This window comes from Collimonas rhizosphaerae (assembly GCF_038896935.1).
Taxonomy (GTDB): domain Bacteria; phylum Pseudomonadota; class Gammaproteobacteria; order Burkholderiales; family Burkholderiaceae_D; genus Collimonas; species Collimonas rhizosphaerae.
On record NZ_JBANDC010000016.1, the window covers coordinates 66,524 to 93,040 of the forward strand.

The window sequence follows — 26,517 nt, forward strand, 5'->3', positions numbered from 1 at the left end:
GCACTCATGCTAAACACTAACAATACCTTCGCATCAGGGCGCAAGCTCGATGTGGTTTGCATCGGGCGCCTGGCGGTGGACCTGTATGCGCAGCAGATCGGCGCGCCGCTGGCGGATGTCAGCAGTTTTGCCAAATACCTGGGCGGGTCTTCCGCCAACATCGCTTTCGGCTGCGCCAGGCTGGGCCTGAAATCGGCGATGCTGGCGCGGGTCGGCAACGAGCATAACGGCCAGTTCCTGACGGCGGCGCTGGCGGCCGAGGGCTGCGATGTCAGCCAGGTCAAGGTCGATCCGGAGCGGCTGACCGCGCTGGTGATGCTGGGCTTGAAAGACAAGGACACTTTTCCTCTGATTTTCTACCGGGACAATTGCGCCGACATGGCGCTGGCCGAAGAAGACATCGATGAGGCGTTCATCGCCTCCAGCAAGGCGCTGCTGATTACCGGTACCCATTTTTCAACGCAGCAGGTGCACCGCAGCAGCAGCCTGGCGCTGGAATATGCACGCCGCAACAACGTCCGCACGGTGCTGGATATCGATTACCGGCCAGTGTTGTGGGGGTTGACGCAAAAGGGCGACGGCGAGACGCGTTTCATCGCCAACGACGGCGTGACGGCGCACCTGCAAGGAATCTTGCCGAAATTCGACCTGGTGGTCGGCACCGAAGAAGAATTCATGATCGCCGGCGGCGGCCGCGACATCATCGCTTCCTTGCAAGCGGTGCGCGCAGTGAGCCAGGCAACGCTGGTGGTCAAGCGCGGCCCGCTAGGATGCGCCGTGATCCATGGCGCCATTCCCAGCTCGCTGGATGAAGGTTTCAACTACAAGGGCGTGCAAGTCGAGGTGCTCAATGTGCTGGGCGCCGGCGATGCTTTCCTGTCGGGATTCCTGAAGGGCTGGCTGAACGGCGAAGACGATGAAAGCTGCTGCCGTTACGCCAATGCCTGCGGCGCCCTGGTGGTGTCGCGCCATGCTTGCGCGCCGGCGATGCCGACGCCGGTGGAACTGGCCTATTTCCTCGATCATGCGGAACGCATGCAGCGGCCCGACCAGGACGCGCACCTGCAGCGGCTGCACCGGGTCACGGCGCCGCGCAAAACCTGGGATGAGGTCAACGTATTCGCCTTCGACCATCGCAACCAGTTCTTTGAGCTGGCGCGCGAATCGGGCGTCAGCGAAGCGCGCTTACCGCAGCTCAAGCAGCTGCTGGTGCAGGCCGTGGCCGCCACCGAGCAGGCGTTGGGCCTGCAAGGGAAGATCGGCATATTGGCCGATGACCGGTATGGCCAGGATGCGCTGAATGCGGCGACCGGACGCGGCTGGTGGATCGGCCGCACAGTCGAACTGCCGCTTTCGAATCCGCTGGAATTCGACTACGGCCGTTCGATTGGTTCGCATCTGCTGAGCTGGCCCAAGGAACATGTGGTCAAGTGCCTGGTGCAGTTTCATCCGGACGATGCGGTAGAAAAGCGCCTGGAGCAGGAAGCGCAGATCCGCGGCTTGTATGACGCGGTGCAGGTCAGCGGCCATGAGCTGCTGCTGGAAATCATCCCGCCCAAGGATTTGCCGAAGGCTGAGGATACCGTGCTGCGCGGCATCAAGCGCCTGTACAACCTGGGAATTTATCCTGAATGGTGGAAACTGGAATCGATGTCGGCCCAGCAGTGGCAGGCGATCGACGGCCTGATTGCCGAGCGCGATCCCTATTGCCGCGGCGTGGTGCTGCTGGGGCTGGCGGCGCCGGTAGAAGAACTGGCCGCGGGTTTCCGTGCCTCGCGGCACAGCAAGACCTGCCGCGGTTTCATGGTAGGGCGGACGATTTTCCATGAACCGTCCAAGCTGTGGCTGCAAGGGCAAATAGACGACGCCGCCTTGATCCGCCAGGTAAGGACGACTTTCGAGAAACTCATCGGCGTCTGGCAAGCCAGCCGCAGCGAAGAACCGGCAGCGGAGCGCGCAGCATGAATGCAAAAACCATACGCCTGACCATGGCGCAAGCGCTGGTGCGCTACCTGGCCGCCTTGCAGGTCGATACGGCGGACGGCCAGGCGCCGTTGTTCGGCGGCGTCTTTGCCATCTTCGGCCATGGCAACGTGGCCGGCCTCGGCGAGGCCCTGTACCAGCATCGGGAGCAGTTGCCGACCTATCGTGCGCATAACGAACAAGCCATGGCCCATGCTGCCATCGCCTATGCCAAGACCAACATGCGACGGCGCATGATGGCGGTCACCAGCTCGATCGGGCCGGGCGCCACCAACCTGTTGACGGCAGCGGCGCTGGCGCATGTGAACCGTTTGCCGGTGCTGTTGCTGCCGGGCGATATCTTCGTTTCGCGGCGGCCCGATCCGGTGCTGCAGCAGGTGGAAAATTTCCAGGACGGCGGCGTATCTGCCAACGATGCGTTCAAACCCCTGTCGCGTTATTTTGACCGCATCTGTTATCCGGAGCAGTTGCTGACGGCCTTGCCGCGCGCGATCCAGGTGCTGACCGACGCCGCCGAGTGCGGCCCGGTGACGCTGGCGTTGCCGCAAGACGTGCAGGCCATGGCTTACGACTATCCGGTCGAGTTTTTTTCGCCGCAGACAGTCAGGTTCCGCGCCCGCGGACCAGCGGCGGACGAGCTGCAGGAGGCGCTGGCCTTGCTGAAAAACGCCCGGCAGCCTTTGATCGTGGCCGGCGGCGGCGTGCTGTATGGCGAAGCCACCGAAGCGCTGCGTGCGTTTGCGGAAAAACATGCGGTGCCGGTGGCGGAAACCCAGGCCGGCAAAAGCGCCTTGGCCTGGCGCCATCCCCTGCAGCTGGGCGCGCTCGGCGTAACCGGTTCGCCGGCTGCCAATGCCCTGGCGCAGAAGGCCGACGTAGTGATTGCGGTCGGTACCCGGCTGCAGGATTTTACAACCGGTTCGCATTCCCTGTTCGGCCAGGCAAAACTGTTGAGCATCAACGTCAATGCGGTCGATGCCATGAAATGGCAAGGGACGCCGATGCTGTCCGACGCCCGGCTGGGGCTGGCTGCCTTGTCGCAAGGCCTGCAGGACTGGCGTTCCAGCACTGGCTGGCATGCACTGGCGCTGGAACAGGCCAACAGCTGGCGCGCCACGGTCGACAAGATCACCGGCCAACGGGAAATAGAAGCGCCGGCCTTGCCGTATGACGGCGAAGTGATCGGCGCGGTGCAGCGTTCCAGCATCGACTCGACCGTGCACGACATCGTGGTGTGCGCCGCCGGCACCTTGCCGGCCGAGCTGCACAAGCTGTGGCGCACGTCGACTCCAGGCGGCTACCACGTCGAATATGGCTATTCGTGCATGGGCTACGAGATTGCCGGCGCGCTCGGCGTCAAGCTGGCGCAGCCGGACCGCGACGTGATCGTGATGGTGGGCGACGGCAGCTACCTGATGATGAATTCGGAGATCGCCACGTCAGTCATGCTGGACAAGAAACTGATCATCGTGGTGCTGGACAACCGCGGCTACGGCTGCATCAATCGCCTGCAGCAGGCTTGCGGCGGCGCGCCGTTCAACAACATGCTGGAGGATTGCCTGCAAGGACCGCAGGGCGCGCCGGCCATCGATTTCGCCGCGCATGCCAGGTCGCTTGGCGCGCTGGCGGAAAACGTCAAGACCATCGCCCAGCTGGAAGCGGCGCTGCAACGGGCGCGCGCCGCCGACCGTACCTACCTGGTATGCATCGATACCGACCCCGCGCGTACAACCGAAGATGGCGGCTGCTGGTGGGAAGTGGCGGTGCCGGAGGTATCCGAGCGGCCGCAGGTGCAGGCCGCGCGGGCCGAATACGAACAAGCGCGCCATAGCCAAAAAGTGTGAGGCTTAATAGAGTGAGTGTTAATAATGTAATGCAGCGAGAGAAACCATGACATTTAACGTAAAGATCGGCATCAACCCGATTTCCTGGATGAACGACGACCTGCCGTCGCTGGGCGGCGAGACGCCGCTGGAGACGGCGCTGGCGGAAGGCGCCCAGATCGGTTATCGCGGCTTCGAGCTGGGCAACAAGTTTCCCAAGGAACCGGCGGCGCTGGCGGCCGTGCTCGGCAAATACCGGCTGGAATGCATTTCGGGCTGGTATTCCGGCCGCCTGGCGACCGGTTCGGTCGAGGATGAAATCGCCGCCGTCGGCCCGCACCTGCGGCTGCTGGCGGAAAACGGCTCCAAGGTGATGGTGTACGGCGAGGTCGCCAACGCCATCCAGGGCCGGCCGGATCCCCTGTACAAGCGGCCGCGTTTCCTGACCGACCTGGAGTGGCAGCAATACGCTGAACGGCTGACGGCGTTTGCGCGCTTTACCTTGTCGCACGGCGTGCGCCTGGCGTACCACCATCACATGGGCGCTTACGTCGAAACGCCGGCCGATGTCGAACGCCTGATGGCGCTGACCGGCGACGAAGTCGGCCTGCTGTTCGACAGCGGCCATATCACCTTTGCCGGCGGCGATCCCTTGCAGGTGCTGGAACAGCATATCAAGCGCGTCTGCCACGTCCACTGCAAGGATGTGCGGCCGGCAGTGGTGAAGATGGCGCGCAACGGCAACTGGAGTTTCCTGCAGGCCGTGATCAACGGCGCGTTTACGGTGCCGGGCGACGGCGCGATCGATTTCGGCGGCCTGCTGCGCCTGCTGCATCGCCATGGCTACGCCGGCTGGCTGGTGGTCGAGGCAGAGCAGGATCCGGCCGTCGCCCCGAGCTATCAATATGCCGAAATGGGCTACCGCCACCTGGCAGGGCTGGTGCAAGCCATCGGCAACGAAAAGGAGGCCGCATGAGCTTGCTTGTCAAAGGCCAGGCGCAGGGGCGGGAAATCGTCAGCGTCACGCCGCAATCGGCCAACTGGCGTTTTGTCGGCTTTGCCGCCTATCGGCTGGCGGCTGCTGAACGGATCCGCTTCGATACCGCCGAGCGCGAGGTGTGCATCGTGGTGCTGCGCGGCGTGGTCAGCGTGCAGGCCGGCGACCACGCATGGAAAGAAATCGGCGAACGGCAAAGCGTGTTTGACCAAAGTTCGCCGTATGCGGTGTATGTGCCGCATAGCCATGCGGTCACCATCAGCGCCCATGGCGATGCCGAAATTGCGGTTTGCAGCGCCCCTGGCCATGGCAGCCTGGCAGCGCGCCTGATCGAACCCGGCATGGCCAAGCGTTCGGTGCGCGGGCAGGGCAGCAATACCCGTTATGTCTGCGACATCCTGCCGCAGACTGAACCGGCCGATCATTTGCTGGTGGTGGAAGTCGTGACGCCCGGCGGCCATTCTTCAAGTTACCCGCCGCACAAGCACGATACCGATAACCTGCCGCAAGAGAGTTCGCTCGAAGAGACCTATTACCACCGCCTCAATCCGCCGCAGGGTTTTGCGTTCCAGCGCGTGTACACCGACGATCGTTCGCTGGATGAATCGATGGCGGTGGAAAACCACGACGTGGTCATGGTGCCGCGCGGATATCACCCGGTAGTGGCGCCGCACGGCTACGACAGCTATTACCTGAACGTGATGGCAGGTCCCAGGCGCGAATGGCATTTCAAGAATGATCCCGCCCATGAATGGATGTTGCAGCGTTGATCCGGTGCCGGTTTGGGGCGTCGTCTATGAAGGGTAGTAAATAATTGCATAAAAATCGCAAACTCCGATTGACCGAAGCTATCAAATGCACGTATCATTCTGTCTTCGGAATTGCAGTGAGTCTTACGGGGCTTCGCATTACGGCCCACGTGGCGGAATTGGTAGACGCGCATGGTTCAGGTCCATGTGCCGCAAGGTGTGGGGGTTCGAGTCCCTCCGTGGGCACCAGGTAACTGGTGTTGGAAGTAAAGAGAAACCGCATAAACATCAATGTTTATGCGGTTTTTTTCTTTTCTGGCCCAATTTTGCTTGGTTCCATCCAGCGTCGGCAGCAGAAAATGCGACCAGGCTGATGAGTCTCCCGGCCGCGGCTGTCAACGATGAAACCCTGCCGCCTTTCAGTTTTTTGCCGGCGCCGCCGGGCAGCCGCGCCAGTTGGTGCCTGCCGGGATCGATTCGCCTTTCATCACCAGCGTCAGCGCGCCCAGCTTGGCATTGTCGTTGACCGTCGCGCTATACAGCACAAAGCTGCGCGGCCCCATGTAGACCCGGCTGCCGATGTGGACGTGGTCGATCTTCATGACCCGGTCTTCGAACAGGTGGGTCTGCGGACAAGCCTGGGCGTTCAGTTCGCTGTAGTCGCCGATGGTGACGCAGTCGAACTCGGTGATGTCGGTGGTATTCATGTATACCCCGCGCCCGATATGGCAGCCCAGCAGGTTCAAGGCCAGCGGCAGCCACGGCGTGCCGCGCAGGTAGTTCATGAAGTTGGGTATCGCGATCCCTTCATACAGGTTGGTGACGCCCTCCGACAGCCAGACGAACCGCGTCCACATGGGCACGCTGCATTTCTTGTAGCGCCCGATCAGCAGCCACTTGAGGGCGGCGATGAAGATGAAGGTGCCGATGCCGTACAGCAGGCCGGCGCTGGTGAGCAAGGAAATCACCTCGCCCCATTGGCCGGCGCCGGCCAGCGGCATCAGGTTCAGCACCACGGTATAGCCGACCGCGATCACGATCGCATGCGGCGAAACGATCCGGAAGCCTTCCACCAGCGAGCGGCCCAGGCGGCGCCGGCGCGATGGACGGAACGTCAGGTGTTCCGGGAAACCGCTGGTCTGCTCGCGCGCCGGCAGGTTGATCGGCGGCGAACCGAGCCAGGTGTCGCCCGGGCGCATGCGGTCGTTGTCCGGCGTACGCGAGTGGACGCCGATCAAGACGTTTTCCGGCAGGATGCTGCCGTCCGGCACGTAAGCGCCGTTGCCGACGAAGCTGCGGCGCGAGATCACGGTCGGTTTCATGGTCATCCAGCCGCCGTCGATCTGTTCGTCGCCGAGCAATACGGCATCGGCGATAAAGGTATCGTCGCCCAGGGTCAGCATGTCAGGCACCACGCCCAGCGCCGTCGAAATCTCGGCATGGCGGCCCACCTTTGCGCCCAGCAGGCGGTACCAGTAGGGCGCGTAGACAGTGGCGTAGACGCCATGCAAGACGCTCAGGCTGGATTCCTGGATCTGGTTGACCAGCCATTTGCTGCAATAGATATTGCTGCGCACCGGCCAGCTGCCGGCCCGCATGCGCGGCAGCAGGCTCCAGCGGATGCCGGCCGAGAGCAGGGCGGTGCACACGATCAGCACCGCAGTGGCGGGGAACGCCATGACGAAATATTTGGACAGCTGGAACGGCACATTGCCGTTGCTTTGCAGCCAGGGGAAACGATCGGTATCGTCGAGCCAGTCGATCAGGATGAAGCTGGGGAACACCGGCATGAAGAACAGGGTGGTGATCAGGAAGGCGCCGAACAGGAAAAATATCGACTCACCCAGCTGGCGCCTGCGCGTAACCGGCGGCCGCGGCGGTTTGGATGCCTGGTCGAAAGCGCCGGCGTCGCGCGCCGGGGAGCCGGTCCAGATGCGGCCGGCCGGCACCGCCTGGCCTTCGCTGATGGCGCTCTGGCCTTCCACATGGCCGAAGGCGCCGACATTCGTGTTGCCTTCCATGACGACATAGGAACCGATGCAGCTTTCACGCTGCAGCGTGATCGGCCCTAGCCACAGCTCGCCATGCTCGACGCGGGCGTTTTCAAAGTTGACGGCATTGCCGATGCTCACGCCGTCCTCTATGGTAAGCAGGTCGTGCGCGCGCAAGGTCATGGAGCCGATGATGACTTCCGAGCCGATGCGCGCACCCAGCGCCCGCAGCCACCAGCTGTACAAGGTCGAGCCGCTCAGCAGGTAGGCCGGCGCCGCCTCGATCAGGCGGTCCGCCAGCCACCAGCGGTAATAGGTCAGGCCCCAGAGCGGATAGCGGCCGGCTTTCAGGCGTCCCGCGATCAGCCATTTGGCGGCGATCGCAATGGCGAACTCAAACAGGGTGGCCAGCAGGAATACGCCTACCGACACCACGATTGCCAGGGCAATCGAATCGCCCGGATCGCCGGTGAAAAAGTGATAGGTGAAAAACGGCGCCAGCCATTGCATCATGCGCATCGCCACCAGCCACGGCACGGCGGCAGCCTGGGCAGCGCCGCACAGCCAGCGCTTCAGGTCCGACGGCGCGCTCCAGCTGGTATCGACCTCGATGCCGGCCGCCGGCGCCACGGCCAGCACCTGGGCGATGCGGCCGACGGTGCGGTTCATGTAAATGTCGCGCACCGTCACGTGGGCAAAATCGGGGTTGGCGCGCAGGGCGGAGGCAAGTTTTGCCGCGAACAGCGAATGGCCGCCGAGGTCGTTGAAGAAATCGGCGCTGCGCTGGATAGGCTGGCCGGGGAACAGTTTGTTGAGCGCCGTGAACAAGGCAACTTCGGCCGGCGTTTCAGGGACGTCGGAATCAAGGCCGCCGGCGCTGATTGCCGCCAGCGGCCGGGCTTTCAGCGCCTTGCGGTCGATCTTGCCGGATGTCAGGCGCGGCATCTCCTGCATCGCTTCGAAGAAGCCTGGCACCATGTAGGGCGGCAGCCGTTCGGCCAGGGCGCCGCGCAGCGCCGCGGGGACGATTTCCGTGCCGCTTTCGGCGACGATGAAGGCGATCAGCTGGTCGATGCCGTCTTCCTGGCGCAATATCACCGCCACCGTGCCGACTCCCGGCTGGCGCGCCAATACTTCCTCGATTTCACCCAATTCGACGCGGAAGCCGCGGATCTTTACCTGGTCGTCGGTGCGGCCCAGGCATTGGACCCGGCCGTCGGCCTCGATCCGGGCCAGGTCGCCGGTGCGGTACAGGCGGCGGTCATGTTCGCCGCTGGCCCAGGGATTGGCCAGGAATTTCTCGGCGGTCAGTTCCGGGCGCCCCAGATAGCCTTCGGCAACGCCGGGGCCGGTAATGCACAATTCGCCGGTTTCGCCGCGCGGCAGCAGGCGCAAACCGTTTTCCAGCGCCGGCTCAGTTACCACCTTAATCACCAGCAAACCGTAATTGGGCAAGGGCCGGCCTATGGTCACGACTTCGTTGGCGCGCAGTTCGGCCAGGCTGGCCGATACCGTCGCTTCGGTCGGGCCGTAGGTATTGAAGATATGGCGGCCCGATTCCGGCTTGGCCCAGCGGCTGACCAGCGCCTCGGGGCACATTTCGCCGCCCAGGTTGATGATGCGCAGGCTTGGCACATCCTGGTTGAACAGGGCCAGCAGGGTCGGCACCGCGTGCAATACGGTGACGCCCTGCGCCGCCAGCGCGAGCGGCAAGGCTTCCGGATCCGAGGCCAGTTCCTTGGGGGCTATCCAGAGCGTGGCGCCGGCCAGGTAGCTGATCCAGATTTCTTCGAACGACATGTCGAAGGCTACCGAAAAGCCCTGGTAGACGCGGTCGCTGGCGGCGACGCCCAATACCGCGTTTTCACTGCGCAGGAAATGGCATATGGCGCCTTGGGTGATGGCGATGCCCTTCGGTTTGCCGGTCGAACCGGAGGTGTAGATGACATAAGCCGGGTCGCTGCGCTGCACCTGCTGGCGCCGCAGCAGCGGTGCCTCGGGGGGCGCCAGCAGCTGTTCGGCGGTCCAGACCTGGCATTGGCCTTGGTCCAGGCGCGGCGCGAATTGCTGGCAGCTGACGATGCCCGGCGCTTGCGCGTCCTCCAGGCAGACGGCGATCCGGTCCGGCGGCGTATCCGCATCCAGCGGCAGCCAGGCGGCCCCGCTTTTGGCAATGCCGGCCTGCATCACCAGCAGGTCGATCCCGCGCGGCAGCCAAAGGCCGACGATCTGGCCCGGGCCGACGCCCGCCGCGATCAGTCGCGAAGCGACCAGGTCTGCGTATTGGTTGAGTTCCCGGTAAGTCAGCCGGCGTTCGCCGAACACCATGGCGACCTGGTCCGGCAGGCGCGCGGCAGTGGCTTCGAGCAGGTCTGCCAGCACCTCGTCCCGTATCAGCTCGGGCCGCAGCGGCCCCTGCAAAATGTCTGGATGGGCTGAAAAATCGCTGGCAGCCGCGGTATCGACGAGCAAAGACTGGGTCATGGATGAGGCAAGTAAAAAAGACAGGAGAAAGACAGCAAGGCGGCGATGGTAGCACGGCTGGTATCGGTAACGTTCAGACAATTTTGCACTGGGCCTGCGGTACGATTTCCCGGCCCGCGGCGAGCCCCGCCCGTGGTTATCCCAGCACCTTCAGATGGCCGGCCCGCGGCTGCTTTCCGGCTGCAAGCCGCGCATTGTTTTATCTGTTTTTTTATCTGTTGCTAATGAACTTGCTAATAGGAAACTATTGGCCGTATGATGGGCCATTCGGGCGCCGGTTTCAAGTAGTGTTGTTTTTCGCAATTTCCTGCAATTCCGCTAAAGCTTTCTGACTGTGCTGTTTTTATCAGTGAGGTTTTGTGATGCAGCGATTGAAGAAATTTTTCACCATGGACGGCGGCATGCGCTGGGTCAAGGTGGTCTTGCCTTTCCTGGCGATCGTCGCCTTGATGGTGGGGCTGCTGGCGTTCAGCATGAATATCCTGTCTTCGGTGCGCGCTTTTGTCGGCGGCGAGAGCCTGTGGTCGAAGGCGCAGAAGGAGGCGGTATTCCACCTGAACCAATATACGGTGACGCATGCCGACCTCGACTACCAGAAGGTGCTGAAGGCGCTGGCGGTGCCGATCGGCGACCGGCGCGCCAGGGACGAGCTGGATAAAGCCGATCCTGACCTGCAAGTGGTGCGCCAGGGTTTCCTCGACGGCGGCAATCACCCCGACGACATTGACGGCATCGTCAGCCTGTACCGCAACTTCAAGAATTTCAGCCTGCTGCGGGAACCGGTCGCGAACTGGAAGATCGGCGACAAGCTGATCCAGGAACTGAGCACGGAAGCCGACCGCCTGCACGCGGCGATCAATGCCGGCAACCCCGATCCACAGGCGATGATCGCCAGCGTCGCCCGCATCCGCGAGATAGACGCGGAATTGACGCCCCTCGAATTGCGCTTTTCAGCCAGCCTGGGCGAATCGTCGCGCGAGGTCCAGCGCCTGCTGCTGTTTGCGACGCTGGCCATCGCCGTCGGGCTGATGGTTTTCGGCAGCTGGATTTCCCGCTATATCCTGACCAAGAGCGACCAGTTCGAAGAAGCGCTGAAAGTCAGCCAGGAGCGGCTGCAGCTGGCGATGCTGGGCAGTAACGACGGCCTGTGGGACTGGGACATCGAGGCTGACAATATCTACTATTCCCCGCGCCTGAAGGAATTGCTAGGTTATTCCCTGGAAGACGACGAGCCGACGCCGCTGCAGTTCCTTAACTGCATCTATCCTTCCGACCTGGATGCGGTACGCGCCAAACTGACTTCGCACCTGCACGACAATTCGCCGTGCGACATCGAATTCCGGATTGTCACCAAGGGAGGAGAATTGCGCTGGGTGCGTTCGTGCGCGCAATCCACCAGCAATGCTGCGGGGGAGCCGGTGCGCATGGCCGGCTCGTTTACCGACATCACCGCCCGCAAGCGTTCCGAAGAGCAGCTGTATGCCGCCAAGGAGCGCGCCCAGGTGACGCTGGAGTCGATCGGCGAGGCGGTGATTACGCTCAGCACCGACGGCCTGGTCGAGTACCTGAACCCGACGGCGGAAATCCTGACCCGCTGGACGCTGGCCTCGGCGCGCGGCTTGCCACTGGAAAAAATCCTCAACGTGGTGGGCGAAAGCTCGGGCAACCGGATTCCCGACCTGATTCCCCAGATCCTCGACAACAGCATGCCCGTCGACAGGGCTTCCAACCTGCTGCTGGTCTGCGACGACGGCAGCGAAGTCGCGGTTAACCTGTCGGCCGAGCCGATCCGCAACCTGAGCGGCGAAACCATCGGCACGGTGCTGGTGCTGCACGATGTCAGCAAGGACCGCGAATATGCGGCCCAGCTGTCGTACCAGGCCAGCCACGACGAACTGACCGGGCTCATCAACCGGCGCGAGTTCGAACGGCGCCTGACGGTGGCGATGATTACCTCGCGCGACCAGCAGCGCCTGCATGCGGTGCTGTACCTGGACCTGGACCAGTTCAAGGTGGTCAACGACACCTGCGGCCATGCCGCCGGCGATGAGCTGATCCGGCAGGTCAGCGTCTTGCTGAAACAGCGCCTGCGCGATACCGACACCATTGCGCGCCTGGGCGGGGACGAATTCGGCGTCTTGCTGGAGAATTGCCCGGTCGAGCATTCGCTGCGGATCGCCGAAGGACTGCGGCAGACCGTCGCCGACTTCCAGTTCGTGTGGACCAACAAGCCGTTCACCATCGGCGTCAGCATCGGCCTGATCAACCTGGCGGGCGAAATGCATACGCTGGGCCAGATCATGAGCGCGGTCGACGCCGCCTGCTACCTGGCCAAGGAGAAAGGCCGCAACCGGGTGCACGAGTATCGGCTGGACGACAGCGAGCTGTCGATACGGCACGGCGAGATGGAGTGGATTACCCGTATCAACGAGGCGCTCACGCATGGGCGGTTCTGCCTGTTCTCGCAGGAAATCGCCGCGTTGGGCAAGCCTCCCAGCCACGGCGCGCATTTCGAGATTCTGCTGCGGATGCTGGACAAGGACGACAACCTGGTGCTGCCGATGGTGTTCATTCCTGCCGCGGAACGCTACAACCTGATGCCGGCCATCGATCGCTGGGTGGTCTCGACGGTATTCGCCACCCTGGCCAAAATGCGCCAGCAAGGGCGCGGCCGGGAAATCCAGACCTGCGCCATCAACCTTTCCGGCACCAGCATAGGCGACAGCAATTTCCTCAATTTCGTGCAGGAACAGCACGTCAAATACGGCATTGCGCCGCAGATCATCTGCTTTGAGATTACCGAGACCAGCGCGATCGCCAATTTTGCCAAAGCCGCGCATTTTATCCAGGAACTGAGGGGCGTTGGCTATCGTTTTGCGCTGGACGATTTCGGCGCCGGCATGTCTTCCTTTGCCTACCTGAAGAACCTGCCGGTCGATTTCATCAAGATCGACGGCGGTTTTGTCAAAGACATGCTGAACAGCCCGACCGATTATGCGATGGTGGAGGCGATCAACAAGATCGGCCATTTGATGGGGAAACAGACGATTGCCGAATTTGCCGTCAATGAACGGATTATCGGTACGCTGACCGAGATCGGCGTCGATTTCGCCCAGGGTTACGGCATCGGGCGGCCACGCGCTTTTGGCATAGGCGTCGACAGGAACCTGCTGAACGCCGGCTAGGGCCTATCGGCAGCAAGGCCCTAAGCCAGCGCTGCCTTGAGCATGGAGCGGAAGGCCCTAGGCGTGCATTGGTCGATGGCCACCTGCGGCGTACCGTGCCAGGCGGCAAAACGCCGCAGTGTCGCCGCCAGTTCGGTCACGAATCTCTGGCTGGTGCGGGTGCCGGGCTCCAGGTACAGCGCCTTGACCTGGAACACGCCCTGGCTGCGGTGCGCCTTGGCGTCCAGCCGTCCCGCCAGCGCGCCGCGATGCAGGATGGGCAGCGTGAAATAACCGTAGCTGCGCTTGGCTTCCGGCGTGTAACACTCAAGCCGGTAATCGAAATCGAACAGTTCCAGCGCCCGCTTGCGGTCCCATACCAGCGGATCGAAAGGCGAGAGCAGGCTGGTGGCGCTGGGTTTCAGCAAGCCGCCGGCGGCGGCCAGCGCCAGTTCGCGATGCGCCGGATGGATATACAGCGGCTGCTGCCAGCCGTCCACCGTCGCCCGCAGCAGGCTGCCATCGTCGGCCAGGATCTCGGGGTCGGGGCTGGGGCGGCTCTTGGCGGTGCGGAAGTAGTCGCCGATCCAGCTCGCTTTCGCTATCCCCATCGCTTGCACCGCCTTGAGCAGCAGGGTGCGCTGGGTTTCCGCGGTGGAGGGCATGCGGGCATCGTCCCAATCCGGCAAGATGCGCTCGGCGAGATCGTAGATGCGATGGAAATTGTGGCGCTTGGCGATCATCAGGCGGCCGGCCGTGAACAGCACTTCGAGCGAACGCTTCTCCGGTTTCCATTCCCACCAGCCGCCGCCCTTGCCGTCGGTACGCTTGAAATCGGCCGAACGCACCGGGCCGTGCCGGCGGATATGCTGCAGCAGCAGCTCTATGGCGGCGCCATGCTCTTCCATCCATTTGGCCGAATACTTCCAGCCCATGGAGCCGGGGTCGATCATGCGGTGCCGGTACAGGCCGTAATCCTCGATCGGCAGGAAACTGGCTTCATGCGCCCAGTATTCGAACAGCCGGCGTTCCTCCAGCAACTCGTCCAGCCAGCACGGCTGGTAATTGCCTAGCCGGCTCCACAACACCAGGTAGGGGCTGCGCGCCACCACGTGGATAGTGTCTATCTGCAGCACGCCCATTTGCCGGATGGCGGCCAGCACGTCTTGCTTGACGGCTTTCTTGCGCACCGGACTGAGCAATCCCTGGGCCGCCAGTTGCAGAGCGCGCGCGGCAGGAACGGAGAGCTGGATGGCAGTCATGCTGGCGCCGGCTCAGATGCCGATGCTGGACAGGTCGAGGCGGCCGTCCTGCAGCGGCGGGCACCAGTAGTAGCCGCCGGTGACCGGGCGCGAAAAACTGAACAGGGCGTCGACGATGCCGTCTTCATGGCCCAGCATGCGGCGCAAGACGTTTTCAAAACGGTCGCTGGATTCGCCGTAGGCGATGAATTCGGTCCCTTGCTGCAAGCCGTTGTCCCATGGCATGGAGTGGCGCACCATGTATGCCTCGGGTGTAAAACTTTCCTGTGCGGTGCGTTTGGCGTGGGCCGATTCCGGCGCATCTTCGATTTCCTCGTTGTCGGCGATCTGGCGGCCGATGGTGGCATCGCGCTGCGCGGCGGGGAAACCGCGGAAACGCGGCAGGTCGTGGATCCAGCGCTGTACCGCGACAAAGCTCGAGCCCTGGCGTCCCGCGCCGTCCGCTACCAGCGCGGCGGCGATGGCTGCCGCCGCCTTGGGGTTTTCGGTGCCGTCTTCGTAGCCGGTCAGGTCGCGGCTGTCGCGATAGCGGAAAGTATCCAGCGCGTCTTCCAATACCAATTCGTCGCCCAGCAGCGCAACCAGTTGCGCGGTGCGTTCGAACAGGCTGCTGCGGTCGCTGCCGCGCAGCAGGATCCACATGGCCTGCTGGGTCGACGGCGCCGCGCAGCCCTGTCCTTCAAGCGCCGGAAACGGACGCAGGCCGCCGACATGCTGCTCCAGCGCCTGGACCAGGGGCGCGCCCAGTCCAACCACGCCCCAGTCCGCCGCAAAAACTTCGCGCAGCCGTGCCAGCGCGGCTTGTGGGCTGTGGCCGCTGAGGCGGAACGTGAGTGAACGGCCGAGTGGCGCGAGTGCTTCGAGGATTCCTGGCTGGGCTTGGTCTGCGGTTGCTGGCATTGCTTGTCCTTAAACGGGGAAAGGGTGTGATATTAGCGGATTCCGGCCATTTTTTCGCATGGCGGGCGTTTTTGCATCGATGGCGCGAGGCACTAACCGGCTGCGGCTTTTGCGCTCTGCCTGGCCTGCCTTGCACGCAAGCCGGCGATGATGCCGCGATTCATGAAGTAGTCGGTCAGCCTGGTTTTCTGGTGCGGCAGCAACTGACTGGCGGCAATCAGGTCCGGCCACGCCGCCAGGGCTTTTTTGCAGACCTCGCCGATGACGTGGCGCAGCGGCGGCTCCAGCAGGCCGCTGCGGTTGGCGAAGGCGCGCAAGGTAAGCGGCGACAGGAATGAGCGCTTGGCCTGGCCTTCGGCAAACTTGAGGGCATGGCCGCTGCCGTTCAGGTACACGCTGTACGCCACGACGTCGTAGGCCGGCGAGAATTCGATGCTGCCGTCGGCCAGGTAGCGGACGCCGAAATTTTTCAGGTGGGCGTCGTAATTGCCGATCAGTTCGTTGACGGCGATGCGGCGCAGCAGCTCATGGCAGGCAGCTTCGCCCAGTCCCGGCACGGCTTGCATCACCAGCGCCATGTCGGCATAGCTGGCGCCCGTATATTTTTTGTCAGGATCGACCGCCAGTATCTGGCAAAAATCTTCGACATGGAGGCGGCCCGGCTGGTCGCGGTCGAAGCGCTGCACGGCCAGGAATTGCTGCTGCTCTTCCGCCGCATGCGGATGCTCGGCCATGATCGCGGCCAGCGGCTGCAGGCTGGCGCTGCATACGGTTACGCCGGCGGCTTGCGCCAGCTGCAGCGACAGGTGTTCGACTTCCGGCAGGCGGTCGTATTGCGCGGTGGGCAGCTTGCCGATGATGTGAGCGTCTTTGTGGCGGGTGCGGCTGACATACCTGCCGCCTTCCAGGATCAGGGCCAGTTTCGGCTGCATGCCGGAGATCGAGACGCCGTCCACCAGCGGCGCGGCGATCACGCTTTCTTCGATGGCTTCCTTGCCTTGCGTCACCAGGCGCGTCATCATCGCCCGCGTCAGTCTGGTCGGGATGGCCTTGACGGCGCCCGGCAAGTCGCGGCCGCAGGCTGCCAGCAGCTCGAAATGGTCGTCTTCCGCGCATTTGCGCTCGAACGCGATCTGCTTGCGCAATAGGCCTTCCGGCAACAGGTTCTGGAAGAAGGCGGGCAGCCGCATCTGGCCTGGCGAGTTGAACATCGCCGCCAGAGGGTTGAGCAGCAAGGCCATGTCCTGCTGCGGCGTGGCGGCGCGCATGGAAAGCGACAAGGTTGGCCGCTGCGGGTCTTGTGCATAGGCCGGGTCGACCTGGAAACGCACCATGTCGCCGTACTGAAACAGGACGCCCGCCAGGCGCTCTGCCACGAAGATATCCAGTGCGCTCAGGTTCATCGGCGCGCTCCCTGCCGCGCCAGCGCCGCAGCCACCAGGCTTTGCACTTCTTCCTCGGCGGGCGCATTTGCGGCAATCGAAGACGCCACGGCCTTGGGCAGCAGCATCAGTTCCAGTCCCAGCTGATCGGCAATCGTCATCAAGGTGCTGAGGCGAGGGTCGTTCTTGCCGGCCAGGACACCGCGTATCGTCACCGTCGTCAGGCCGCTGTCACGGCTCATGGCAATGACCGGCAAGGCCAGCCGGTCCTTGGCTTGGCGCAGGATGGCAGAGAGTTCGTTCAAGGTTTTCATGGAGGTTAGTAAACTATCTTTTATGGATATAAGGATAGTATAGTATCTTTTTCTGGAAAGGATAGTTTAGTATCTTATTTGTTTAAAAGGTTACTTAACTATCTCTTTACGCCGCCTACGCCAGGCGAAAACCATATAAGCATTGCCGAAAAGCTTCGTTCTGCTAGTTGCCCGAATCGATTAACTTTGCGCCAAAGCCTTAGCGTTGCATCAGCCAGGGCATTCAATTCCATCGATCGATTCAATCACAACGAGGGTTTGCATGATTGCCAATATTTTCAAACGTTTGCCAGCCTTGGCGGCTGCTTCAGTCATCGCGGTGCTGGCCGGCCGCGCCGGCGCCGCCGAACAGGAAGTCAATATTGCCTACCAGACGGTGGTCGAGCCGGCCAAAGTGGCCCAGGCTGACGGCGCATATGAAAAGGCCAGCGGCTGGAAAATCAACTGGAAGAAATTCGACAGCGGCGCCGACGTGATCACTGCGGTGGCGTCGGGCGACATCCAGGTGGGTTATGTCGGCAGCAGCCCGCTGGCAGCCGCGGCCAGCCGTGAACTGCCGATAGAAACCATCCTGGTCGCGGCCCAGATCGGCCAGGCTGAAGCGCTGGTGGTGCGTAACGGCAGCGGCATCAAGACGGCGCAGGACCTGGTCGGCAAGAAGATCGCGGTGCCGTTCGTTTCAACCACCCACTACAGCCTGCTGGCGGCGCTCAAGCACTGGGGCATTCCTGCTTCCAAGGTGCAGATACTGAACCTGCGGCCGCAGGAAATCACCGCGGCATGGCAACGCGGCGATATCGACGCCGCCTATGTCTGGGATCCGGCGCTGGGCAAGGTCAAGGAATCCGGCAAGATCCTGACCAATTCAGCCGAGGTCGCCAAGTGGGGCGCGCCGACATTCGACGCCTGGATCGTGCGCAAGGATTTTGCGCAAAAGCATCCCGATTTCGTGACCGCCTTCGTCAAGGTCACCGGCAAAGCCTACGCCGATTACCGCAGCCACGGCGCGGACTGGAAAGCCGGTTCACCGCAGTTCGAGAAAATCGCCCGCCTGACCGCCGCCAAGCAGAGCGATATCGCTGAACTGCTGGCCGGCAGCGGCTTTCCTACCCTGAGCGAACAGGAGCAGCTGCTGGGCGGCTCGACCGTCAAGGCACTGGCGGCGACTTCCGGCTTCCTGCAGGAGCAAAAGAAAGTAGAACGCGTATTGCCGGACTACCAATCCTATGTCAATCCGGCGTTTGTCAAACAAGCCGCGCTTCAATAAGGAGTTGGCATGATCCGCCTGCAATCCGTGGGAGTGCGCTACCCCGGCGCCGTACGGCCTGTCTTGCACGACCTGTCGCTGGATCTGCATGACGGCCGGTTTACCGTGGTGATCGGCGAATCCGGCTGCGGCAAGACGACCTTGCTCAACCTGATCGCCGGGTTCCTGGCGCCGAGTTCGGGTTCCGTCAGCCTCGACAGCGTGCCGGTCAGCGGACCGGGCGCGGAGCGCGGCGTGGTGTTCCAGAACGATACCTTGCTGCCATGGCAGACGGTGCAGGAAAATGTGGCGTTCGGGCTGCGCCTGGCCGGGCAGCCGTTGCAGCAGCGCCATGCCAAGGCGCGCGAATACCTGGCGCTGACCGGGCTGCAGGATTACGCCGACGCCGCCATCTGGGAGCTGTCCGGCGGCATGCGCCAGCGCGTCAGCCTGGCGCGCGCGCTGGCGGTGGATCCGCGTTTCCTGTTGCTGGACGAGCCGCTGGGCGCGCTCGACGCCTTGACGCGCGAACACATGCAAGAACATCTGCTGCAAGTCTGGAAAACCTCCGGCAAAGGCATCTTCATGATTACCCACAGCGTGGAAGAAGCCTTGTTCCTGGCGACCGACCTGGTGCTGCTGCGGGCGCGGCCGGGGCGGGTGGAAAGCGTGCGCCAGCTTGAATTCGGGGCGCGTTTCGCCGCCGGCGAACCGGCGCGCAGCATCAAGTCCGATCCGCGCTTCGTCGGCATGCGGGAGGAAATCCTCGAGCAGCTGCTGCATCCGCGCCAGGCTGCACGCAACGACGCCGGGCTGGAGGAGGCGCCGGCATGAGCGAATTGTCCGTGACGTTTTCACCGCTTGAACTTGAGTTGCCGCAGGAGCCTGAGGTGTCGCCAAGCGCTGCCCAGCGGCGTCAGGCGGTGCCGAAAACCAAGACCCGGCGCGCCATTTCAGAGCGCAGCATCACCCTGCTGACGGTGGCGGGTTTGCTGGGTTTGTGGTGGCTGGCCAGCGCCCTGGGGCTGGTGCCGCCGCTGTTCCTGCCGTCGCCGCTGGCGGTATTGGGCAAATTCAAGGCAGTGGCGCTCGACGGTTTTGTCGACGCCACCCTGTGGCAGCATGCCGCCACCAGCGTCGCCCGGGTATTCGCCGCGCTGCTGCTGGCCATCGCCAGCGCCATCCCGGTGGGCATCCTGATCGGCTTGAGCAGCCGTGCGCGCGCAGTGTTCGATCCGCTGATCGAGTTTTACCGGCCGATCCCGCCTTTGGCTTATTTGCCGCTGATCGTGATCTGGTTCGGCATCGGCGAACTGTCCAAGGTGCTGCTGATCTACCTGGCGATTTTCGCGCCGCTGGCGATCGCCACCTTGCATGGCGTGCGGCGCGTCGACCAGAACCGCTTGCGGGCAGCGCGGTCGCTGGGCGCATCGCGCTGGCAGCTGGTCCGTTTCGTCATCCTGCCGTCGGCGGTGCCGGACGTGCTGACCGGGATCCGCATCGGACTGGGCGTCGGCTGGTCGACCCTGGTGGCGGCGGAGCTGATTGCGGCCACGCGCGGACTGGGTTTCATGATCCAGTCGGCGGCGCAATTCCTGGTGACCGACGTCGTCATCATGGGGATCCTGGTGATCGCCCTGATTGCCTCAGGTTTTGAATATGGCCTGCGCTGGCTGCAGCGCAAGTACGTGCCTTGGGAAGGGCGCGCATAGTTTTCGATTCAGATTCAGGGAGGTGGGGCAGGCCAGCCTTGACCGGCTGGCCTGTTTTTTCATGACGCAACGATCTTAGGCTGCACTTGCCGTCGGGCGCACCACGATCTCGCTGAGGTCGACGTCCGCCGGCTGTTCGATGGCAAACAGGATGGTACGGGCGACTGCCTCCGCCGTAATGAAGATTTTGCGGTAAGTCTCCATTCCCAGCTTGGCGGCAGGGTCGGTGATGCTGTCCGCCAGCTCCGATTCGGTCACTCCCGGCGAAATCACCGTCACCCGGATGTTGTCGACTTCCTGGCGCAAACCGTCGGAAATCGCACGCACCGCAAACTTGGTGGCGCAATATACCGCCGCGCTGGGCACCACCCGATGGCCGCCGACCGAAGCCACGTTGATGATCTGGCCGCTGCCCTGAGCTTGCATGACCGGCAAGGCAGCGGCAATGCCGTACAGGACGCCCTTGATGTTGACATCCACCATGCGCTCCCATTCGTCCACCTTCAGCCGGTCCAGCGTCGACAGCGGCATCACCCCGGCATTGTTGACGATGACGTCGACCCGGCCGAAGCGGCTTTTGGCGAGCGCCACGATATCCTCAAGCTGGCTGCGCTTGGTGACATCCAGGGCTTGATATTCCGCTATGCCGCCAGCCGTGCGGATCAATCCCGCCAGGACTTCCAGGCGTTCGGTGCGGCGCGCGCCCAGCACTACCCGGGCGCCATGTGCCGCCAGTATGCGGGCGGTGGCTTCGCCGATGCCGCTGCTGGCGCCGGTGACGATGACAACTTTATCCTTGATTCCAGGCATGTGTTTCTCCTTGATGTGGTCAGGTCCCGCGCCGTCGGCGCCGGACATGCTTATCAATGTAGCGGCCGGGGACCAGCCCGGGATAGTCGCTTCGTCGCGACTTCTTGCCTGATCCTCCAGATGTGCAGCCCGGCGCCGCCGCGTCCGATCGAAAAATAGTAGACTCGGTCAAACCCTGCAAATGCTGAAAACGAGGCTGGAAATGAAAGATTCAGGATCAATCCAAGAGACCGCCGCCGACCCTTTGGTGTCGATCAAGCAAATCGAGCTGGCGCGCCTGATTGAGCAATACACCGGCACCGACGGCGTGCACCAGACGGCGATAGCGCCGCTCAACCTGATGCGGCTGTCGCAACCTTCGGCGCCGGCCCACAGCTTGCATAAGCCGGCCTTGTGCATCATCGCCCAGGGGCAGAAGCAGGCGATGCTGGCCGACGAAGTCTATGTCTACAACTCGGCCCAGTACCTGGTGGTGTCGGTCGACCTGCCGGTCATGGGCCATGTAACGCAAGCCACGCCGGCATTGCCTTACCTGTGCGTGCGCCTGGACCTTGATCCGAAGGACATCGGCGACATGATCATGGCCGGCGAGGTGCGTGCCAGAAAGCCGGATCTGCCGGCGCGCGGCATGTTCGTCAGCCGGGCCAATTCGAGCCTGCTCGATGCGGTGCTGCGCCTGATGCAGCTGCTGGCGACGCCGCAGGACATCCCGGTGCTGGCGCCGCTGGCGATGCGTGAAATCCTGTACCGGCTGCTGCAGGATGAACAGGGCGGCATGCTGCAGCAGATCGCCATGACCGACAGCCAGTCGCAGCACGTGGTCAAGGCGATCGAACTGATCAAGCGCGACTACCGGCTGCCGCTGCGGATAGAAAACCTGGCGCGCGAAGCGAACATGAGTTCCTCTTCGCTGCATCATCATTTCAAGGCGGTGACGGCGATGACGCCGTTGCAGTACCAGAAACAGCTCAGGCTGCAGGAGGCGCGCCGGCTGTTGTTTACCCAGGTCGGCGATGCCGCCACCGCAGGGCACCTGGTGGGTTATGAAAGTCCTTCGCAATTCAGCCGCGAGTACAACCGCATGTTCGGCTCGCCGCCGGCGCGCGATGTGGCGCGCCTGCGGGCTGCGGGCACTGCCAGTACCGGGGTCGCCAGCCCGGCTTAGGTCCCTTGCCTCATTCGGCGCGCCGCGTGCGGCGCCGCGAAATGCTTTCCTGGATGGCGACGACGATCAGTATCACGGTGGTCAGGCCGGAAATCATCAGCTGGTCGGTGTAATACGCGAACGGGACCAGTATCGCCAGCAGCGCCAGTCCGATCACATGCGAAAACGGAAACAGGCGGTAGACCACGGTCTTGTAGACGCCGTTGCCGAGCAGGTAAGCCATCGGCCCGCCGACCAGCACCGCCAGCGATCTGGTCTCTATGTGGCCGGCCGGATGGGCGATCGCCAGCTCGTTGCCGACCGCGGTGATGATCACGCCGGCGACGATGAGGACGTGGGTGTAGTGGAAATACGCGCCGATCCGTCCCGGATCCTTGGACTCGACGATGGCTTCGGTGCCGGCCTGGCTGCTGGTGTCGAAATAGATCCACCACATCGCCAGGCTGCCAAGGAAAGCCACCAGGAAAGCGATCAGGGTCGGCGCATCCCAGTGCGCCATGTGGCCGATGGTGGCGCCGGTCACCAGGATCGACTCGCCCAGCGCGACGATCACGAACAGCTGGCAGCGCTCGGCCATATGGCCGCCTTCAATGGTCCAGTCCTGGGTCCGCGAGCGGCCCAGCACCGGCAGCCACAGGCCGATCATCGGCGACAGGTATTCGCAGGCTACCGCCAGCGTCCAGAACAGCAGCCGGTAATAACCTTGCGACAGGCCGCCGGCAATCCAGAATGCGCCCGAGATGCAGAGCCAGCCAAGCATGCGCTGGAAGTTCTTGCTCAGGGCATGGTGGCGGCCCAGGTGGAATACTACAAACAGGGTGCGGCCGATCTGCATGCTGGCGTAGCACACCGCAAAAACCAGGCCGCGTTCGCCGAATGCATCCGGCAATACCGCCGACATCACCAGGCCGACCAGCATGATGGCGAACAGCAGCAGCCGGATCGGCATGGCGTCCGGGTCGAACCAGTTGGTCACCCAGCAGGTGTATTGCCAGACCAGCCAGACCGCAAACCACAAGACCAGGGTCTGGATGGCTCCCAAGGGCGTCAGGTTTTCCAGCAGATGGTGGGATAGCTGGGTGACTGCAAAGACATAGACCAGGTCAAAGAACAGCTCGACCGACAGCACCTTGGCCTCATGGCCGTCGCGCGCCCGCAATAGATTGGCTTTGCCCCAGATGCTCATTGTGCTGTTTCCTTATTGCGTTGATATCGTGATTCACAATAAGGGAGGTTTCCATCGCATGTCAATCGCCGCCGGCAGCGCTGCCGCGAGGCCTGATTGTGCACCATGCGCCTGGCGCCGCTGTTACCGCAAGACCCGGAAAACGCAGCTTGCCTAGACGTCGATCAGGCAGGCAAAAATGCGATGGCCGTCGACCAGCATGGGTGGTCCCGAACGGTGCGCTTTAAAACCGCCGCGCAGCAGCCAGCGCTCGATGCCTATCGGCGAAACGGTGATCAGGCGCTTGGCGCCGCGGTGGGCGGCGCAGTCGATCGAGGCCTGCAGCAGCTGGTAGGCGTTGGATGAAGAAACCTGTCCCAGCGGCGTTTCGTTTTTCTTGCTGAAATCGACTGCGGCAAAGCGCGACAGCTCCCACACTTCGGTGGTGCATGGCGGCGCGGCGCCTTTCAGCAGTTGCGGGAATACTTCGCTCAGCAGATAGGGCTGGTTGGTCGGCAGCAGGCGGGCGCAGCCGTTGACTTCACCGCGGTTGTCCTGCGCCACTACATAGATCGTGTCGGCATGGTCAAATTGATCCAGTTCTGCGCCGTCCTTGGTCTCCAGTTTCCATTGCAGTGTTTCGACAAAAACCTTGTGGCGGTAGCTGGAGATTTTCGAAAATAGTTCACTTGACAACTCGGCGGCGGCCCCGGAAATAACGTTCATCAATGGTGTCCTTAGTCAGAATTAGTGAATTAATTTTGAAATGCATGGGGCGCTTGGCGTAACTGTCAAGGTTGACAGGTGGGACGCGGCGGCATGTGAGACAGGGGCGGGCAAAAAAAATCCGGCCAGGGCCGGATTGACAGGGTTTGCGCGGGATTCCGGCGCCGGGGCAGCGCCCGGAGCGGTTACAGGATGCCGAACATCGCGGCCTTGATGGCCGCTGCGGTCTTGTTGGTGGCGTTGAGTTTTTTCAAGGTGTTCGAGATATGGAAATTCACCGTGCGGTCGGTGATATTCATGATCTCGCTGACTTCGCCCGACGTCTTGCCGTCAGCGGTCCAGCGCAGCACTTCGATTTCGCGCGAAGTCAGCTGCGTGGCGGCTTCCGGCATGTGTTTTTCGATCAGCAGCAGCGACAGGCCCTCATGCGCAACCCCCACCAGCCACGACAGCCTGAGCGAGATTTCACGCAATTCCTTGTGCGAGACGCTGTCATCCGAACGCGACAGGTTGAGCAGGCCGGAAATGCCTTTGGCGTCATGGCAGGATTGCGCCCAGCCTGCGTGCAGACCATGCGAACGCGCATCTTCCCAGAACGAGCGGTTGCTGGCGACGTGCTTGTCGGACCAGACCATGGGCAGGTTCGAGTGCCTGCCATGCGCCACGGTGGGGTCGATTTTTTCGTAGCGCTCCTGCATGTAGCGCTGCTGCCAGGTCGTCGGGTAGTTGTTCAGGCTGACGACCTTGGGTTCGGCTACGGGCCAGGGCAAGCGCATGTCGTAAGCGCAGTAGTCAAAACCCAGCTGCTTGGCGACTCCGGACAAGGCGTTAAAAAGGACGGGCGCGGATTTCGCGCCCAACATAGACTGCATTTGCTGCTCTTGCCAACTAAACATACCTGCACTCCCGTAAAAAATGTGTGTTTTTCATGGAAGGAAATTCTTTTCTTCTGCTGCAAAACCGCGTTCAGGCCATCGACAGGGAACGGCTTGGGAAACGGTATTGCAACGTCACATCAGCTAGCACTTGGAATCACGACCTGTATGCCTTTTCTGGCTTCAGTTGCGGCGCGGGCCTCGGATTTCCGCGCTCACAAAAAAAGTTTCCATTGGGAAATTTAACACACTTTTGCCGTCGTGGGGCTTGAGTGAACATACAAAAATAATTGTTGATTTATCTATGTTTCTGATGCGACCCGTCGGCGCCTGGATTTAAATGAAACGCATCTTGAAGCTCTTGCCCTTGATATTGCCGTTGCTAAGTTTGCCGAATGCCTGCTTGGCGATGCGTTTATCCAGCGCCACATAAGTCACGAATTCGAACACGCTGATCTTGCCGACCTGTTCCTTGCTCAGGCCGACATCGCCGGTCAGCGCGCCCAGCAGGTCGCCCGGGCGCAGCTTGTCTTTCTTGCCGCCCATGATGCACAGCGTCAGCATCGGCGCGGTGAGCGGTTCGCCTTCGGCCGGCTCCAGCGCATCGAGGTCGAACCAGCTGACCGGTCCTTGCTGGTAGTCCTCGATCAGCTTGACCCATTTCTTTTCGTTCGGCGCGCACAAGCTCAGCGCCAGTCCCCGGTCCTGGCCGCGGCCGGTGCGGCCGACGCGGTGGATGTGGACTTCGGTGTCCTTGGAAACATCGACATTGATGACCGCGCCCAGGGTCTGGATGTCGAGGCCGCGGGCGGCAACGTCGGTGGCGACCAGCACCGAGCAGCTCTGGTTGGCGAAGCGCACCAGGATTTCGTCGCGTTCGCGCTGCTCCAGTTCGCCGTACAGCGCCAGCGCGCTGAAGCCCTGCGCGCGCAGTTCATCGGCCAGTTCGCGGCAATGGATCTTGGTGTTGCAAAAGGCGATGGTCGAGACCGGCCTGTAGTGGTTCAGCAGCTGCGCCACGGCTGCATTGCGGCCCTCGTAGCTAACTTCGTAAAAACGCTGTTCGATGCGGCCGGTATCGTGCTGCGCTTCGACCTTGACTTCGACCGCATCGCGCAGGAATTCCGCGCTGGCCTTGCGGATGTCGTCCGGGTAGGTCGCGGAAAACAGCAAGGTCTGGCGGCGCGCCGGGCAGGCGCTGACGATGCCTGAGATTTCTTCGTAAAAGCCCATGTCGACCATGCGGTCGGCTTCGTCCAGCACCAGCGTCTGCACGGTGCCGAGGTTGATGCTGCCGCGGCCGATATGGTCGCGGATGCGTCCCGGCGTGCCGACGATGATATGGGCGCCATGTTCCAGCGAGCCGATCTGCGGGCCCATCGGCGTGCCGCCGCACAGGGTCAGGATCTTGACGTTGTCGGCGAAGCGCGCTAGCCGCCGCAGTTCCTTGGCGACCTGGTCCGCCAGCTCGCGCGTAGGGCACAGCACCAGCGCCTGGATCGCGAAATAGCTGGGATTGAGCTTGTGCAGGATGCCGATGCCGAAGGCCGCGGTCTTGCCGCTGCCGGTCTTGGCCTGGGCGATCAGGTCGCGCCGCTCGAGGATCACCGGCAGGCTCTGCGCCTGGATGGTGGTCATTTCGTGGTAGCCAAGGCTATCCAGGTTGCTGAGTAACGCCGGCGCCAGCGGGAGGGTGGAGAAGGAGGAGGTTTTCACGATGAGGTTGTCGCCAGCTTAAAAGGGAGGGAAGTCTAACAGGTGGGCGTGCT

General features: G+C 62.7%; 19 protein-coding genes and 1 tRNA gene. 10 read left to right on the forward strand and 10 right to left on the reverse strand.

The window, feature by feature from the left end; all coding sequences use genetic code 11:
- Positions 1-6 precede the first annotated feature (6 nt).
- The 5 genes from V8G57_RS19950 (at position 7) to V8G57_RS19970 (ending at position 5,801) form a co-directional block, all read left to right on the forward strand.
- Positions 7-1,965 (forward strand): bifunctional 5-dehydro-2-deoxygluconokinase/5-dehydro-2-deoxyphosphogluconate aldolase, encoded by a 1,959-nt coding sequence (locus V8G57_RS19950; RefSeq protein WP_342830826.1) that lies wholly within the window; start codon positions 7-9, stop codon positions 1,963-1,965.
- The gene (gene iolD / locus V8G57_RS19955) at positions 1,962-3,827 is read left to right on the forward strand and encodes a 3D-(3,5/4)-trihydroxycyclohexane-1,2-dione acylhydrolase (decyclizing) (RefSeq protein WP_342830828.1); all 1,866 of its coding nucleotides are present in this window, start codon (positions 1,962-1,964) and stop codon (positions 3,825-3,827) included. Before V8G57_RS19950 ends, iolD begins: the two co-directional genes overlap by 4 nt.
- A gap of 46 nt (positions 3,828-3,873) precedes the next feature.
- Positions 3,874-4,782 (forward strand): myo-inosose-2 dehydratase, encoded by a 909-nt coding sequence (gene iolE / locus V8G57_RS19960; protein ID WP_342830829.1) that lies wholly within the window; start codon positions 3,874-3,876, stop codon positions 4,780-4,782.
- Positions 4,779-5,573, forward strand: coding sequence for a 5-deoxy-glucuronate isomerase (iolB, locus tag V8G57_RS19965; protein WP_092392472.1), 795 nt, complete (start codon positions 4,779-4,781; stop codon positions 5,571-5,573). The genes iolE and iolB overlap by 4 nt, the downstream gene beginning before the upstream one ends.
- A gap of 143 nt (positions 5,574-5,716) precedes the next feature.
- A tRNA-Leu gene (locus V8G57_RS19970) sits at positions 5,717-5,801 on the forward strand.
- A 170-nt stretch (positions 5,802-5,971) separates the two neighbouring features.
- Here the strand turns inward: V8G57_RS19970 and V8G57_RS19975 are convergent.
- Positions 5,972-10,027, reverse strand: coding sequence for a Pls/PosA family non-ribosomal peptide synthetase (locus tag V8G57_RS19975; RefSeq protein ID WP_342830830.1), 4,056 nt, complete (start codon positions 10,025-10,027; stop codon positions 5,972-5,974).
- Positions 10,028-10,389: 362 nt separating this feature from the next.
- Here V8G57_RS19975 and V8G57_RS19980 point away from each other — a divergent pair, with 362 nt between their 5' ends.
- Positions 10,390-13,212, forward strand: a complete 2,823-nt coding sequence (locus tag V8G57_RS19980) for an EAL domain-containing protein (RefSeq protein WP_342830831.1) — start codon at positions 10,390-10,392, stop codon at positions 13,210-13,212.
- Positions 13,213-13,232: 20 nt separating this feature from the next.
- Here V8G57_RS19980 and V8G57_RS19985 read toward each other — a convergent pair whose 3' ends face one another.
- The 4 genes from V8G57_RS19985 to V8G57_RS20000 all read right to left on the reverse strand — a co-directional run bounded on the left by V8G57_RS19985 (position 13,233) and on the right by V8G57_RS20000 (position 17,040).
- Positions 13,233-14,453 (reverse strand): winged helix-turn-helix domain-containing protein, encoded by a 1,221-nt coding sequence (locus V8G57_RS19985; RefSeq protein ID WP_342830833.1) that lies wholly within the window; start codon positions 14,451-14,453, stop codon positions 13,233-13,235.
- 12 nt (positions 14,454-14,465) lie between these two features.
- The gene (locus V8G57_RS19990; protein WP_342830834.1) at positions 14,466-15,353 is read right to left on the reverse strand and encodes a Dyp-type peroxidase; all 888 of its coding nucleotides are present in this window, start codon (positions 15,351-15,353) and stop codon (positions 14,466-14,468) included.
- A 92-nt stretch (positions 15,354-15,445) separates the two neighbouring features.
- On the reverse strand, positions 15,446-16,756 hold the full coding sequence (locus V8G57_RS19995; protein ID WP_342830835.1) for a type II toxin-antitoxin system HipA family toxin: 1,311 nt from the start codon (positions 16,754-16,756) through the stop codon (positions 15,446-15,448).
- On the reverse strand, positions 16,753-17,040 hold the full coding sequence (locus V8G57_RS20000; RefSeq protein ID WP_139219966.1) for a helix-turn-helix domain-containing protein: 288 nt from the start codon (positions 17,038-17,040) through the stop codon (positions 16,753-16,755). Before V8G57_RS20000 ends, V8G57_RS19995 begins: the two co-directional genes overlap by 4 nt.
- Before the next feature lie 271 nt (positions 17,041-17,311).
- Between V8G57_RS20000 and tauA the strand changes: the two genes are divergently transcribed.
- The 3 genes from tauA to tauC are packed head-to-tail and all read left to right on the forward strand — an operon-like array spanning position 17,312 to position 20,007.
- Positions 17,312-18,316 carry a taurine ABC transporter substrate-binding protein gene (tauA, locus tag V8G57_RS20005; protein WP_092392485.1) on the forward strand — a complete coding sequence of 335 codons (1,005 nt, stop codon included), beginning with the start codon at positions 17,312-17,314 and terminating at the stop codon, positions 18,314-18,316.
- A gap of 9 nt (positions 18,317-18,325) precedes the next feature.
- Entirely contained in the window at positions 18,326-19,129 is an 804-nt protein-coding gene (locus V8G57_RS20010) for a taurine ABC transporter ATP-binding protein (RefSeq protein ID WP_342830837.1), read from the forward strand.
- Positions 19,126-20,007, forward strand: a complete 882-nt coding sequence (gene tauC / locus V8G57_RS20015) for a taurine ABC transporter permease TauC (RefSeq protein ID WP_342830838.1) — start codon at positions 19,126-19,128, stop codon at positions 20,005-20,007. The genes V8G57_RS20010 and tauC overlap by 4 nt, the downstream gene beginning before the upstream one ends.
- A gap of 75 nt (positions 20,008-20,082) precedes the next feature.
- Here the strand turns inward: tauC and V8G57_RS20020 are convergent, their stop codons facing one another.
- A complete protein-coding gene (locus V8G57_RS20020) occupies positions 20,083-20,817 on the reverse strand; it encodes an SDR family oxidoreductase (RefSeq protein ID WP_342830839.1) in 735 nt (244 codons plus the stop codon).
- Positions 20,818-21,019: 202 nt separating this feature from the next.
- Here V8G57_RS20020 and V8G57_RS20025 point away from each other — a divergent pair, with 202 nt between their 5' ends.
- Positions 21,020-21,982: an AraC family transcriptional regulator gene (locus V8G57_RS20025; protein WP_092392493.1), complete on the forward strand. Its 963-nt coding sequence runs from the start codon at positions 21,020-21,022 to the stop codon at positions 21,980-21,982.
- 10 nt (positions 21,983-21,992) lie between these two features.
- Here V8G57_RS20025 and V8G57_RS20030 read toward each other — a convergent pair whose 3' ends face one another.
- The 4 genes from V8G57_RS20030 to dbpA all read right to left on the reverse strand — a co-directional run bounded on the left by V8G57_RS20030 (position 21,993) and on the right by dbpA (position 26,464).
- The gene (locus V8G57_RS20030; RefSeq protein WP_342830841.1) at positions 21,993-23,168 is read right to left on the reverse strand and encodes a low temperature requirement protein A; all 1,176 of its coding nucleotides are present in this window, start codon (positions 23,166-23,168) and stop codon (positions 21,993-21,995) included.
- Positions 23,169-23,321: 153 nt separating this feature from the next.
- On the reverse strand, positions 23,322-23,873 hold the full coding sequence (locus V8G57_RS20035) for an acyl-homoserine-lactone synthase (protein WP_092392497.1): 552 nt from the start codon (positions 23,871-23,873) through the stop codon (positions 23,322-23,324).
- 185 nt (positions 23,874-24,058) lie between these two features.
- The gene (locus V8G57_RS20040) at positions 24,059-24,745 is read right to left on the reverse strand and encodes an autoinducer binding domain-containing protein (protein ID WP_254784859.1); all 687 of its coding nucleotides are present in this window, start codon (positions 24,743-24,745) and stop codon (positions 24,059-24,061) included.
- 339 nt (positions 24,746-25,084) lie between these two features.
- Positions 25,085-26,464 (reverse strand): ATP-dependent RNA helicase DbpA, encoded by a 1,380-nt coding sequence (gene dbpA / locus V8G57_RS20045; protein ID WP_092392501.1) that lies wholly within the window; start codon positions 26,462-26,464, stop codon positions 25,085-25,087.
- Positions 26,465-26,517: the final 53 nt, after the last annotated feature.